Here is a 13,766-nt window from a genome sequence, read left to right on the forward strand (position 1 = left end):
GGCAAAGGGGAAGCGGCTGAACGCCGAGGCTACCCGCCGCTGGCGAAGATGTCCGCCAGCCCGCTGCGCCGTTCGGTGCGCGCCGCGATAGCCTGAGTCAGCACCTGCTCATCGGCGTAAATCGACAGCTGCCGTTTGGCGCGGGTTATCGCGGTATACACCAGCTCACGCGTCACCAGCGGCACGCTGCGGGAAGGCAAAATCAGGGCCGCGTGGTCAAACTCCGAGCCCTGGGATTTATGCACCGTCATCGCCCAGGCGGTATCGTGCTCCGGCAGGCGGCTGGGCTGCACCGACTTAATGCTGCCATCCGGCATCGGGAACCAGACGCGAAGCCCGTCTCCCCTTTCCAGCGCAATGCCAATATCCCCGTTAAACAGCCCCAGCGCGCTATCGTTGCGCGAGATCATCACCGGCCGGCCTTCATACCAGCGCGAATGCCGCGGCAGCGCAATCGCCCGCTTACGATTGAGCATCAGCTCCAGCTGTTCGTTCAGCCCGCTGACGCCGTAGGGCCCCTCGCGCAGGGCGCACAGCAGCCGGAACTCGCCGAAAGCGGCGATCGCCGCCTCCGGATCCGCCCGCTCACGCAGCAGCCGGAGATAGCGATCGTAGCCGGCCTGCGCCTGCGTCAGCATCGCCTCATACTCCTCGGTGGTGCTTAGCGGGCGCAGCACGATGTCGTCGAACGGCTGGCGCAGGGTCGTCTTGACCCCGTGCCGATCGCCGGCGTTCACCGCCCGGGCCAGGCTACCGATGCCGGAGTGGCTGCCAAAACGATAGCTTTTTTGCAGCAGGCACAGGCTGTCGCGCAGGGCGCCCGCCGCCTCGCCCTCGCCGGCAGGCACCGGCAGGCCGGTCAGCCGCTTTAGCTGCGCCGCGCGCTCGGCGGTATAGCCCGCACTCACCCAGGCGCAAATATCCCCCAGCACCGCACCGGCCTCCACCGACGCCAGCTGATCGCGGTCGCCGAGAAAAATCACCCGACCGTGCGCCGGCAGGGCGTCAATCAGGCGAGCCATCATCGGCAGGTCAATCATCGAAGCTTCATCCACCACCAGCACGTCGAGGTGCAGCGGGTTGCCGGCGTGATAGCGCATACGCTGGCTGCCCGGCTGCGCGCCCAGCAGGCGGTGCAGGGTGCTGGCCTCCGTCGGCAGCAGCGCCTTCTGCTCATCCGTCAGCGGCAGCTGGCGCAGTGCGCTGCCCAGCGACTCGGTCAGGCGCGCCGCGGCTTTGCCGGTGGGCGCCGCCAGGCGGATGCGGCAGCGGGGCGTATCCGTCGTCTGGATCAACGCCGCCAGCAGCCTGGCGACGGTAGTCGTTTTACCGGTGCCTGGACCGCCGGAAATAACCGAAATCCGCCGGGTCAGCGCCACCGCCGCCGCCACCTTCTGCCAGTCAATATCGTCCCCGGCGGGGAAGAGCGCATCCAGCGTCAACGCCAGGCGCGTTTCATCCACGCTCAGCACCTGATTAGCTTCGTTAAAAAAGCGCGCGACGGTCAGCTCGTTGCGCCACATGCGGTTAAGGTAAAGCCGTTCGCCGCAGAGGATCATTGGCGTCGGACGCTCCCCGCGGCTCACCGCCGCTGAAGAGAGCAGCAGCGCCGACCAGTCATCGGGCGCGCCGGCCTGCGCCAGCAGCTGCTCGCGCAGAGCGGCGACCTTTCCGCTCAGCACGTCGTCAGCGGCAAGGCGCGAGAGCGGCAGGCAGACGTGCCCTTCGCCGGCGTCGCGGCTCAGCACCGCCGCCGCCAGCTTCACCGCCGGGTGCGCATCCCGGGCGACCATCAGCGCAAACTGGACGTCAAGCGGACGTAATAAACGCTGGTTTGCTGCCTCAAGCAGCAGCTCATCCATGGTCATGAAGCGATCTCCTGAACTTCGCCGGCAAACAGGGCGTCCAGGCCGTCAATCAGCGGACGCTCAGGCCGCGTGGTAAATATCCCCTGCCCTCCGTCCTGCCCGTCCATTCCGCGTAAAAAGAGATAAATGACGCCACCAAAATGGCGCTCATAGTCGTAGTCAGCAACGCGATGGCGTAAATAGCGGTGCAGCGCCAGGCCGTAGAGCTGGTATTGTAAATCATAGCGGTGCGTGCACATCGCCTGCGCCATTGCCTGCCGGGTGTAGGCTTCGCGATCGTCCCCCAGCCAGTTGGATTTGTAATCCAGCAGGTAGTAGCGGCCGTTATGCCGAAACACGAGGTCAATAAACCCTTTCAGCATTCCGCGAACCTGACGGAAATCAAGCTCCGGGCACTGGGCCGAAAGCGGGTCGTAGCGGCGAGCCAACGCATCCAGGCGCCGCGCGTCCAGCGGGGCCTCAATGGGTAAATAAAACGCCATCTCAACCTGCTTGTCCGCCGCCGCGAGCTGATTCAGCGCGATATCGGCGCCCGGTAGCGGCGTGCGCAGCACATCATCCAGCCATTGGGTCAGCACCGGCGTCCAGTGCTCGGCAAATCCGCCGGACCGCAGCTTTTCCGCCATCCAGTCGGCGGGGACCGGTTGGGTAAAGTCGAGGTCTTCAAACAGGCCGTGCAAAAATGTCCCCGGCGACGCCCCGCGCGGGAACTGATGCGGGGTGAGCTGCGGCTCCTCCGCCACCTCCCCCACGCCGGCGGCGTCAACGTCAAGACGGGGCAGTAAATCCTGCGCCGGGCTGTGGCCATGCTGCTGTAGCCCGGAGTAGCTGGTGACCCGCCAGTCATCAACGATCGAACGTCCCAGCATCCGCGCCGACAGCGGCGGCAGCGCCTCCTGCGGCGCCTGCCAGGGCTGCCGATCGGCAACGCCGGGGGTTTGCAGCGCAATATCCGCGCAGCAGAACGCCTGCAGGCGGGCCGTCAGCCCCGCGGCGTCCATCGCTTCGCCTCCCTGCAGAAGGCGCCCCAGAGCGCTGTGGTGAAAATCGCTGTCGCCCGGCTTGTCGCTGCGTCGGGTGCTGAGCGGCGCCACGCCGAGGCTGCAGTGCCAGACCGCTCGCGTCAGGGCCACGTACAGCAGGCGTAAATCTTCCGCCAGACGCTCCGCCTCCGCCAGCTCGAGGCTCCCCTCATTCTGCTCAAGGTCAAGCACCGCCGCAAAAGAGTCGCGATCGTGATAAAACGCCTGATCCTGCTTGCGAAAGCGGGCGATAAACGGCAGCCACACCAGCGGGTATTCCAGCCCTTTCGATTTATGTACGGTGACGATCTGCACCAGATGCTTGTCGCTTTCCAGGCGCATCTGCTGGCTGGAGGCGTTGCTGTCCGGCTCGGCGATGCGCTGCGTCAGCCAACGCACTAACGCATGCTCGCTCTCCAGCTGGTTGGCCGCTTCCTGCAGCAGTTCACTGATATGCAGGATATCGGTTAAGCGCCGCTCGCCGCCGCTCGTCACCAGCAGGTTTTCGGCAATATGTCGGGCGGTCATCAGCGCTCTTAGCATCGGCATCACCCCGCGCTGACGCCAGATGTGGCGGTAGTCGCTAAACTCTTCCACCAGCGCATCCCACGCGCGCTCATCCTTGTTGAGGTTTTCAATATCGAGGGCGTTCAGGCCGAAAATCGAGGTCGCCAGCGCGCTGCGCAGCGTGTTTTCACGTTCGGGCGCCAGCGCCGCCTGGAGTACCCACAGCAGCTCCTGCGCTTCCGGCGTTTCAAATACGCTATCGCGGTTGGAGAGATAGACCGATGGAATGGCCAGCGCCTGTAGCGCATCGCGGATCAGCGACGCCTCCTGGCGATTACGCACCAGCACCGTGATATCGGAAGCCTGCACCGGCCGGGCGCGATCGTCGCGCCACAGCAGCGCCCGCCCCTGCTGGCCGGCGCTAAGCCAGTCGCGGATCTGCGCAGCGCAGAGCTGGGCCATAAAGGCTTGATAATCCCCCGCGCCCACCGCTTCGCCCGGCATCAGCCAGATGTTCATAGCCGGAACCGCATCGTCGTCAACGGTGAAGCGCAGATGCTGGTTTTTCGGCGCCGGCTTTACCGGCAGGAACGGGATTTCGCGGAACATAAACGGATTATCGCTGAGGCTGAACAGGCGATTGACGCTCTCCACCATTCCCGGAGCGGAGCGCCAGTTGGTATCCAGCGTGTAGTGCGCGGCAACGTCGCCGCGCGCCTTCATATAGGTAAAAATATCCGCGCCGCGAAAGGCGTAAATGGCCTGTTTAGGATCGCCGATAAGCAGCAGCGCCGTCTCCGGCTGCCGCCGCCAGATGCGGCGAAAAATGCGGTACTGCTGCGGGTCGGTATCCTGGAACTCATCGATCATCGCCACCGGAAAACGCTGCCGGATCGCGCTGGCCAGCGCTTCGCCGCTTTCGCTGCGTAGGGCATCATCGAGGCGGCTGAGCATGTCATCAAAACCGAGCTCGCCGCGGCGACGTTTTTCGCGCGCTACCGCTTCGCGGATCTCCACCATTGCCCGGGCGATCACCAGATCCGTCAGGGTCAGCGGCGCAGAGAGCAGCGCCTCAATCGCGCTAAACAGCGGGTGAAGCGGCGGTTCGCCATCCGCTTTGGTACGTTCGTGAAGGAACGGCTGGGAGAATTTCTCCAGCGCCTCCGGCAGCCGGTAGCTCAGGGTCTCTTCCTGCGCCCAGAGGCTGACTTTCTCTATCCACTTCCCCTGGTTACCGCGGTTGAATTTGCGCCGGTCGAGGCCGGAGTTTTCCAGCACGCTTTCAATCTCGCTCACCTGCTCCCGCCACTGCCGCTTCACCGCGTCAATGCGCTCGATGATTTGCTGATGGCGTTCGGCCAGCGTCTCCTCCTGTGCAGGCGGGGATTTAAGCTGCGGGGCTTCGCCCTGCAGCCAGCGGTCGAGGGATTTCAGCAGGTCGCGCGGGCCTTTCCAGGCTTCGTGGATAACCGCGGCTATTTCGCGCGGGAGCGGGTAGCAGTGGCGGCGCCAGAAATCGGCGCAGGCCTGATAGCGGAGCCGGGATTCGTCCTCGATCAGCTGCTGTTCAAAGAGCATGCCGGACTCAAACGCGTTGAGGCTGAGCATGCGCTGGCAGAAGCCGTGGATGGTGAACACCGCCGCTTCGTCCATCTGCCGCTCCGCCAGCATCAGCGTTTGTGCGGCCTGGTTTTTGTCCGGGATTTCCGCCAGCAGCGCGGCGTAGAGAGGGTCGGAGGCCGTTTCGCGCAGGCAGGCGATGCGCAGCCCGTGGATGTTGCTGCGGATACGGCCGCGCAGCTCCTCGGTCGCCGCCTCGGTGAAGGTCACCACCAGCAGCTCCTCCACGCTCACCGGCCGCGGAAAGGCGGATTCTCCGCCCAGCCCCAGCAGCAGCCGGAGGTACAGCGCCGCGATGGTAAAGGTTTTTCCGGTGCCCGCAGAGGCTTCTATCAGGCGCTCGCCCGTCAGGGGCAAGCGCAGGGGGTCAAGAGGCTCGGCGGTTTCGGTCATTCATTCTCTCGCATCAGGGGTAAGGATTTCTGCAATGCGCTGACGTTTTCCCAGACTTTGCCGCCCTGCGGCAGGGCGTAATCCGTTTTACCATTCTGGCTACCGGATACCTGGGATAATATCGCCATGCCCTGCGGATCCACCACCGTCTGATGGAAGAAGTCGGCAAGCTTTTGCGGCGTCAGCAGTTTAATCTGAGCCACTACTTTATCACGCGAATCGAAGCGCATATTACCGCGATCGAAATCTTTGCTCAGCTGCGAGGCTTCACCGCCCAGCGTTTGCGGCGCCTGCATCATCTGGGCAATCGTCGCCTGCTGAATTTGCGCAAACTCTTCCGGGGTCATCGCCCTCAGCTTTGCCTCCGCCGTCGGGAAGAAGGCCTGGAAACGCTGCCACAGGAAGGCGGGCTGCTTATCGCTGCTTTGCAGCAGGAAGCCAACGCCCCACTGGCGACCGACGTTCATCGAAAACGCGAACACCGCATAGCCCAGCTGTTCTTCAGTACGCAGCTGGTTATAGAACCACGGCTGGATAATTTGGCCCAGTAGGGAGCTGGCGGCGGAGCTGCTGTACTCATCGATATTGGGCGGCGCAAAGACCGCAGCCAGCGCCGAGTCGGTGCTGCTGCCGGTTTTTTCAAAAATAGCCAGCTGCCTGCTGTTCACCAGCACGTCTTTATTCCGGCACCATTCGTTGCCGTCTGACCCCAGCTGTTGCTGGATCTGGCGAGCCATATCGGTGGATTGCCCGGCGGTCAGGTTGCCAATCACCAGCAGCTCCGGACGCCCTTTCGCTTTCAGGTTGTCACGGTAGGCCAGAACCTCTTTGAGGGTGATTGACGGCAGCAGCGCCCGGCGCTCTTCACGCTGGAAGTAAGGCACCTGCGACACCATCTGGGCCGGCATAATCGCCTGATCGTACGCTTTGCCTTTATCCGCCGAGTCCATCATCTGCGCGTACCAGGATTTCGCCTGTTCCAGCTGCTCCTCGGTCGGGGCATAGCTGAAGTAGCCGTCCAGCAGCGCGGTGAACAGCTGCGGCAGCCGCTGGGTGTAGCCGTTGGCGTTGACCATCAGCCCGTTGTTGGCGCCGGTAGAGAAAGTGATGCCTCCCACCGCGGCCTGGTTGCTGAGCTGGTCGAGGGCAATCCCCGCCAGGTAGTCATTCAGCGCAAACATCACCTGGCTGCGGGCGCTGTCCATGGCCTGCGGATTACGCAGCACCAGCGACACGTCGGCCTTAGGCTCGCTGGCGAAGTACTGGCTCGGGGCGTAGACCACCCGCAGAGTCGGCTCATCGACGATCAGCTGCGGGTGCGGATAGGCTTTATCGCTTTTGATCAGCGTAAAATCGTCAGGAATATAGGGGTTCAGCGTCGGCAGCTTAAGGTCAATCGCGCTGGCTTTCTGCTGCCAGTCGGCGAAGGTCTGCGGGCTGATTTTATCGACCTGGTAAGGCGCATTGACGAAATAGGCCGTTTTGTTATGTGGCTCCTGCGGGCTGATGTACCACACGCGCGCGTTTTGCGGGGTCATCATCGCCAGGCGGTCTTTAATCGCCTGCGGATCGTAGCGATCGGCAATATTCACCACGTCGAGAGTATGCTCAACCGGCACGCGGATCATGGTGTCCGCCAGCCATTCAACGTAGTCCATATCGCGGTTGATTGAGGGATAGCGGAAGTCGAGCGCCAGGACATGCGCCAGCTCGTCGAAATAGCGCTTATCGATGCCCTGGGTACGCAGCAGGTTGAGGTAGCTGAAGATGGCCGCAGCAACCTCGTCGCGATGCGCCAGGCCCTTATCGGTCAGGGTTGCGGAAATGGCCAGCACCCCGCTGTTGCCGTTCACCACCGGATCGGAGTCCGCGCGGATACCTTCCACCAGCCCCTGCTGCTGCAGCCAGTCAGATAATGTCCCCGGACTGCGGTTGCCGATCATATAGGTCACCAGCTCGTCGGTCTTGCTGCGGAACTGCTCGCTGTTGTTATCGATGCGGAATTCAACGCGCAGCACCTTGCGAGGCATCGCCGGCACGTAGTGGATGATGATGCCCTTTTGCGCATCGGTCACCACCGGAACGGTAATTACCGGCCGGTCGATATTATGATTCGGCACCCGGCCGTAGGTTTTGGCGGCAATGCTCGCCAGCTCCGGCAGCGGCTTATTGCTGTAAATGACCGCCTTCATCAGGTTAGCGGAGTACCAGCTGTCGCGGAAGGTATGCAGCGCATCAAGCACCGGTTTTCCCGGCTTGTCGCTCAGCGTTTCAAGGTTACCGCCGGAAAAATGCGCCGCCGGATGCGCCGGGTTTATGGTTTCGGCGCTCACCTGAGCCATGCGCATCCCGTCACGGGTCCGCGCCATGGTCAGCTCGGCGTTGACCGCATTACGCTCACGATCGGCATATTTTTTATCCAGCAGCGGAGAGGCAATGGCATCCGCGAGGCGATCGACCGCCCCGTCCAGCGCGTCGTTCTCGACTTCCAGATAGAAGGCGGTGCGATACGGCGCGGTGCTGGCGTTGTGGCTGCCGCCGTGCATTTTCAGGAACTCTGCGAGGCTGTCGGGCTGCGGATAGTTCTTCGAGCCCATTAACGTCATGTGCTCGAGGAAGTGCGCCAGGCCCTGATGCGCTTCCGGGTCCTGCAGCGATCCCACCGGCACCACCAGCGCCGAGAGTGATTTTACCGCCTGCGGATCGGAGACCAGCAGAACGATCATGCCGTTATCGAGGTGAATCGCCTGATACTGACGCGGATCTTTTTCGCTTTTGCGGATGGTTTCCTGAACGGGCTGCCATCCGCTATCTGCCTGACTTAACGGCGCCCAAAGGGCAGCCAGCACTACAATAACCTTGAACCATAAACTACGGGGCATTCACGGACCTCATCATTAACAAACTTTTCGCTGTACAGAGCCAGCGTTGATAAAACATCAGTCCGTGATTCGTTGCGCATGATAATTGAAGAGCCGTCACCTGCGCAATTTTTATACTATTACAATTTTATTCGGACTGATGGAAACGAAATACCGGCAACAGATAACGCTGCGCCTGAGCAATGATTTCGTCATAGTACGCAGGCTCAAGGGTGCGCCACAGGCGCTGGTACCAGACATCGCTACCCTCACCGCTAATCACCATATTGCCTTCGTACGCCTGCATAAACTTGCTGCGCGCTTTTTGTTGCGTCTCGTCGTCCATTAACATGACATCCTTTTCAGCGTCATAACAGGCTTTTAGCCATGCCCCCGCGCTTTCAGGTAGCAGCAGCAGCGGTTTTGACATGCCCTGCAGATAGCCGTCAACCAGCTCATCAAGATAGGCCTTCGCCTGCTCCTGCGCCAGCGGCGGGAAACGCCATTCGCCTTCCTTGCGCACCAGCAGACGGCTGGTGCCGGTTCCGCCGCCAGCACAGTAGACAAGGTGCTCCAGCCAAAGTTGCATTCCCTGCGCCACGCTGAGCAGCGAAGGCCGCCAGCGCAGCAGACCGTCAGATTGTACCTGCTGCAGCCACCCGGTAATGTTGACGCCGTTACATTGCAGATCGATTTCCATGCTTTGTCCCGGCTGGCGGCTGGCGATCACCCGTTCCGCGAGATTCTGCATCTCCTGGCGCTGGGTCTCCCAGGCCAGTTCGCCAAAGGCGCCATAGGGCAGCTCGCCCGCCGCGCGGAAGCGGCGGTACATCACCGAGGCATCCTGCTGTTCAATGAGCGTATTCAGCAGCTGCTGGTTGAGCTGGTAGCGGCTCAGCCCTTCGAGGGTGAACGGCTCATCGTCCGGGATCTCGCTCTCCTCGGAGCGGAAGTTGACCCGCAGCCGCTGCTGGAAGAAGGCGCGAACCGGGTGCTGCCAGAAGCGCAGCAGCTGCTCAAACGGCAGGCTTTCGATTTCCGCCGCCGGCAGCGGCTGGATAAAGTCGCCGTGCGCCTCCCCCTGCTGGCTGGCGGCGGCCAGCCACTCCCGGGCGTAGCTTTGATCTTCGTCGTCGCGGAAGTTGGCCGTATCGAAGGGCATGCGGCTATGCAGATGGGTAATATGCGCTTTGACCCGCCGCTCGCTGGCGTCGCAGTCCAGCTCCTCATCGCCCGCCAGGCAGTGGCTCTGGCCGATATAATCCGCCAGCTCCTGTACCAGCACCGAAGGGTAGCGTTCGCTGTTGTCCTGGATTGAACGGCCGATATAGCTGATATAGAGCTTCTGCTCGGCCGACATCAGCGCTTCCAGGAACAGGTAGCGGTCATCATCGCGGCGGCTGCGGTCGCCGCGCTGCGGCTTCTGGCTCATTAAGTCAAAGCCTAGCGGCGCCAGGGCGCGGGGGTAAACGCCGTCATTCATCCCCAGCAGACAGACGACTTTGAACGGAATAGAGCGCATTGGCATCAGGGTACAGATGTTGACCGGCCCGGCGAGGAAACGCTGGCTGATGCGCTGCTGATCGAGGCGCTGCGCCAGCTCATCGCGCAGTAAAGAGAGCGGCACCGTCTGCGCATACTGCGCCTGGACGCCTTCGCCGATCGCCGCCTGCCACTGCTGTTCAATCAGCGCCAGCGCGGCTTCCGTTTCGCTATCGGGCAGGAAGAAGTCGTCGAGCAGATCGCGACAAACCGGCAGCCACTCCGCCAGCGGGCGCTCCTGCGCCAGGCCGCGCCGCCAGAGGTTGAGCTGCATCAGCAGCGACGCCAGGTTGCCCACCAGTTCGGCAATCAGCCCGCTGGACTCATCGTACGGCAGCACCGACTGCCATTCGCCCTGGCTGCTGTCCATCGCGTAGCCCAGCAGCATCCTCGTCAGGCCAAAGCGCCAGGTGTGCTGCCCGGTGGCGGGGAGATCCAGCTCGCGCACGTTATCGTCATCCATGCCCCAGCGCACGCCGGATTCGTTGACCCACTGACGCAGGTAGCGCAGCCCTTCTTCATCAATATTAAATCGTGCCGCCAGCACCGGAACATCCAGCAGAGCCAGCACGTCTTCGCTGGCAAAGCGGCTGTCGGGCAGGGAAAGGAGCGTAATGAAGGCCTGCAGCGCCGGGTGCGATTCACGGGCGCGGCGGTCCGAGATGGCCCACGGCAGCCAGCGCTCGCCGCTGGCGGCACCGAACACCGCCTGTATGTAGGGGCTGTAGCTGTCGATATCCGCCACCATCACGATAATGTCGCGCGGCGTGAGGTCGGGGTTCTCCTCCAGCATCGCCAGCAGCCGGTCATGCAGCACTTCCACCTCGCGCTGCGGGCTATGGCAAACGTGGATGCTGAGGCTGCGATCGTTCGGGGCCAGCAGGCGCTTGCTGCGGCTATGGGCAAACTCTTGCGCCGTACGCCCGGCCACCGCCGCGTTGCGCAGCTCGAGGATGTCAGACTGCAGGTTATGCAGCAGGTTATCCGGGGCGATATCCACGAATGCGTCCAGCTCTTCGTAACGCTCCAGACCGGCCAGCAGGTAGATGTAGTCCCGTCCCAGCTTGCCCCAGGAAGCCAGCAGCGGGTTGCCGACATCCTGCTCGCCGTCGTCGTTAAACAAGCCGGGAGCCTGCTCTGCATCGCGAAATAGCGGCAGCTCTCGCGGCTCGCGATGGTGACGGCGCTGGCGCGACATCAGCTTAGCCAGAAAAGCGGGATCTTTGATATCCCCCCAGTAGTAGCGGCACGGGTTGGTGAAAAGGACATAAACATCAACGTGTTTGCCGAGCGCCTGCAGCGCCTGCAGGTAGACCGGCGGCAGCGCTGAGATGCCGCATATAAAGACCCGCGACGGCAGCCCGGCCGGCGGCTCATCCGCGGCCTCAAGGGCGCTGATAAACCGCTGATACAGGTTGGCGCGGTGCCACTGCTGCTGCCCCAGCTCGGCGGTATGCTCGACTAACGCTTTCCACAGCGGCGCCTGCCACTGCTGGGCGTCTCCGAGGCCGTCAACGCGCTCGTCGGCTTCCCAGCGCATCAGCCATTCCGGACGATAGACCAGATACTGGTCGTAGAGATCCGCCACCCTGGCGGCCAGCTGAAATAGCTTACGCTTGTCGCTGTCGTCGCTGAGGTAGTGGCGCAGCAGGGTGAAGGCGTCGTCATCCAGGCGCTGCGGCAGCAGGGTCATCAGCTTCCAGCTCATGCTCTGTTTGCTAAACGCGCTTTCGCCGGGGATATCGGAGAGCACGCGCACAAACATATCCCAGATAAAGCTCGCCGGGAGAGGAAACTCGATGTTGGCGGCAATACCGAAGCGTTTTGCCAGCGTCATCTGCAGCCATTGCGCCATGCCGGTACTTTGCACCAGCACCATCTCCGGCTTGAAAGGGTCGTCCAGACGCTGGCGCTCGACGATAAACTCCATCAGCGCTTCAAGTACGTCCAGACGGTTTGAGTGGTACACCCTTAACATATTCGCTCCTGACTACTGGCTGACCGGGCAGTGCAGCCGGGTCATCTGTACCCGCTTTTCCAGCGGCATGGTGATCGTTACCCTGATGCTGACACATCTTGCTGTCGATGTCTGCAGGCGGGTGACGCTCCCGCCTGCCGGGGATTCTGGCGGCTTGAGCTGCCCATAGCGCCACGCGTCTCGCCACAGCTGGCGATACTGGTTTAGCTGAATAAAGCCGCCGGCCAGCCCCCGCTGGTAGCCGCTAAGGGCGGTAATAACCATCACCAGCAGCGCCGTTGCGAGGATCGTTTCCGGCAGGCTAAAGCCCCGCTGGCGGTTCAGGGTATCTGACATAGGCTCAGCTCCTTCAGCGGGCAAAAATCGCTCCAGCCGTGGGGCGAGAAGCGCACGCTTCCCTGTTCCACCCGGCCAGACTGCCACAGCAGCACGCGGCCGCTGGCGGCGATCAGCAGCGCCGACGCATCGCTAAATACCCGCAGACAGACGTGCCAGCCTTCGGCGCCCGACCGTCGACACGCCTGCGCCTCCTGCGCTGACCAGGTTAGCGTTTTCCCCCACTGCAGGGCCGAATGCGCGCCAGCGGTATCGCGCAGCGCCCGGGTTTCGCCGGCGGTTTGCGCCAGCAGCGAGCGCTGCTGCTGGTTGAGCCCCTGCAGCAGCAGGCTGCCCAGCGCCAGCAGGAGCAGCACCATCAGCAGCGAAGAGAGCCCGCGCTGGCGGTTCACAGGTTGTACCCCGTTACGCTGTATTCCGCCTGCGCCGCGATGCGGGGATCCCGCGCCGAACGCGCGGCCAGCACGATGCTAAGCTCCGGGGCAAAGCCGGTAATATCGAGGCGCTTAACCTGAAAGCGGGTCACCTCGATGGCGCTGGGGTTGGTCATGCGCTCCCAGCCTTGCTCGCCGCAGCTGGTCGCGCCGCGCCGCGTTTCGAGCGCGCCATTGCGTAACCGAAACCCCGTGGCATCGGACATCGCCTCCGGCGAGGTATTCCAGACGCCGTCGCTCGCGCTGTCCCAGCGGACAATGACGCAATCGCCGCTGCCGGCAATGTGCAGCGGCTGCCCAACGCAGCTGCCGCGACAGTAGCCGGCGCGCTGCAGGTGCTTCGCGACCGCGTACAGCCGCTGCCAGAGCTCGTTATCGAGGGCCTGCTGCTGCGTCTGCTTCAGCACCTGCCGCTGCAGCGCGGGCAGAAAGCGCGCGGTTCCGAGCAGCAAAACGGAGCCAATGGCCATCGCAATCAGCGTCTCCGGCAGCGAGAACCCTCGCGCGTCTACAGACATGATGCCGTCTCCATCCCGCGACAAAGGCGGATACGCCCCCAGTTAGAGACGATGATATTCCAGCCATCGCCGGCGCTTTGCAGACGGATATGCCCGGCCCAGGCGCTGTTGCGCAGGCCGTAAAAGCCCAGGCCCGGCGTGATATTAGCCAGCGAGACTTCTGGCCACTGCGGGCGCAGCGTAAAGGGCCCCTGCGCTGCGCAGTCGGCCGGGGTATCAGCGGCGCTCAGGCACCAGCCCAGCTCCGCCTGCCCAACGCTCAGCAGCCGATCGCGGTTGTGCCAGTTGGCGTCATCGCGCAGCAGCACCAGATAGTCGCGGACCTGAACGGCGGTTTGCCACAGGCGCTGCTGCTGCTGCCAGCTCTTCCAGCCGAACGTCCCGCTGGCACCGAGAATCATCACCAGCGCCAGCGTCGCCAGGGTTTCAATCAGGGTATAGCCACGTTGTCTGTTCATAGGGCGAGTATGGGTATGATCCGCCTCGGGTACGAGAGGCAAATCCGCGGTTAGCGCAGCGCGTCGAAGCGTATCGGGATATTTGCAGGAGGTTGCAGAAAATCAGGAAGCAGGCGAGCAAAAGCGGCGTTCAGCGGCGACGGCCGCCCCGAGAAATCAGGAACGCAACGCGCGTCATAGCGGACAGTTAAGAGCCGCTCCGCTCAGCCTTGATTATCGCGGCCGAGGG

Annotated in this window: 8 protein-coding genes; all 8 read right to left on the reverse strand. The window is 62.9% G+C overall.

Features of this window, described 5'->3' with window-relative positions; genetic code table 11:
* Positions 1 to 29: 29 nt before the first annotated feature.
* The 8 genes from recD to EDF75_RS18500 all read right to left on the reverse strand — a co-directional run bounded on the left by recD (position 30) and on the right by EDF75_RS18500 (position 13,537).
* Positions 30 to 1,868: an exodeoxyribonuclease V subunit alpha gene (gene recD / locus EDF75_RS18465; protein WP_133600443.1), complete on the reverse strand. Its 1,839-nt coding sequence runs from the start codon at positions 1,866 to 1,868 to the stop codon at positions 30 to 32.
* Positions 1,865 to 5,410 carry an exodeoxyribonuclease V subunit beta gene (gene recB / locus EDF75_RS18470; RefSeq protein ID WP_133600444.1) on the reverse strand — a complete coding sequence of 1,182 codons (3,546 nt, stop codon included), beginning with the start codon at positions 5,408 to 5,410 and terminating at the stop codon, positions 1,865 to 1,867. The genes recD and recB overlap by 4 nt, the downstream gene beginning before the upstream one ends.
* A complete protein-coding gene (gene ptrA / locus EDF75_RS18475) occupies positions 5,407 to 8,292 on the reverse strand; it encodes a pitrilysin (protein WP_133600445.1) in 2,886 nt (961 codons plus the stop codon). Before ptrA ends, recB begins: the two co-directional genes overlap by 4 nt.
* A 127-nt stretch (positions 8,293 to 8,419) precedes the next feature.
* On the reverse strand, positions 8,420 to 11,791 hold the full coding sequence (recC, locus tag EDF75_RS18480) for an exodeoxyribonuclease V subunit gamma (protein WP_133600446.1): 3,372 nt from the start codon (positions 11,789 to 11,791) through the stop codon (positions 8,420 to 8,422).
* A 12-nt stretch (positions 11,792 to 11,803) separates the two neighbouring features.
* On the reverse strand, positions 11,804 to 12,127 hold the full coding sequence (locus EDF75_RS18485; RefSeq protein WP_133600447.1) for a prepilin-type N-terminal cleavage/methylation domain-containing protein: 324 nt from the start codon (positions 12,125 to 12,127) through the stop codon (positions 11,804 to 11,806).
* Positions 12,112 to 12,519 carry a DUF2509 family protein gene (locus EDF75_RS18490; protein WP_133600448.1) on the reverse strand — a complete coding sequence of 136 codons (408 nt, stop codon included), beginning with the start codon at positions 12,517 to 12,519 and terminating at the stop codon, positions 12,112 to 12,114. Before EDF75_RS18490 ends, EDF75_RS18485 begins: the two co-directional genes overlap by 16 nt.
* On the reverse strand, positions 12,516 to 13,079 hold the full coding sequence (locus EDF75_RS18495; RefSeq protein ID WP_133600449.1) for a prepilin peptidase-dependent protein: 564 nt from the start codon (positions 13,077 to 13,079) through the stop codon (positions 12,516 to 12,518). Before EDF75_RS18495 ends, EDF75_RS18490 begins: the two co-directional genes overlap by 4 nt.
* Entirely contained in the window at positions 13,070 to 13,537 is a 468-nt protein-coding gene (locus tag EDF75_RS18500; RefSeq protein WP_133600450.1) for a prepilin peptidase-dependent protein, read from the reverse strand. Before EDF75_RS18500 ends, EDF75_RS18495 begins: the two co-directional genes overlap by 10 nt.
* Positions 13,538 to 13,766 lie beyond the last annotated feature (229 nt).

This window comes from Klebsiella sp. BIGb0149 (assembly GCF_004362605.1).
GTDB classification, from domain to species: Bacteria; Pseudomonadota; Gammaproteobacteria; order Enterobacterales; family Enterobacteriaceae; genus Klebsiella; species Klebsiella terrigena.

Coding starts and splice junctions, on each gene's coding strand:
- recD (WP_133600443.1), bottom strand. CDS start 1,868: ATGACCATGGATGAGCTGCTGCTTGAGGCAGCAAACCAGCGTTTATTA.
- EDF75_RS18500 (WP_133600450.1), bottom strand. CDS start 13,537: ATGAACAGACAACGTGGCTATACCCTGATTGAAACCCTGGCGACGCTG.
- recC (WP_133600446.1), bottom strand. CDS start 11,791: ATGTTAAGGGTGTACCACTCAAACCGTCTGGACGTACTTGAAGCGCTG.
- EDF75_RS18485 (WP_133600447.1), bottom strand. CDS start 12,127: ATGTCAGATACCCTGAACCGCCAGCGGGGCTTTAGCCTGCCGGAAACG.
- recB (WP_133600444.1), bottom strand. CDS start 5,410: ATGACCGAAACCGCCGAGCCTCTTGACCCCCTGCGCTTGCCCCTGACG.
- EDF75_RS18495 (WP_133600449.1), bottom strand. CDS start 13,079: ATGTCTGTAGACGCGCGAGGGTTCTCGCTGCCGGAGACGCTGATTGCG.
- ptrA (WP_133600445.1), bottom strand. CDS start 8,292: ATGCCCCGTAGTTTATGGTTCAAGGTTATTGTAGTGCTGGCTGCCCTT.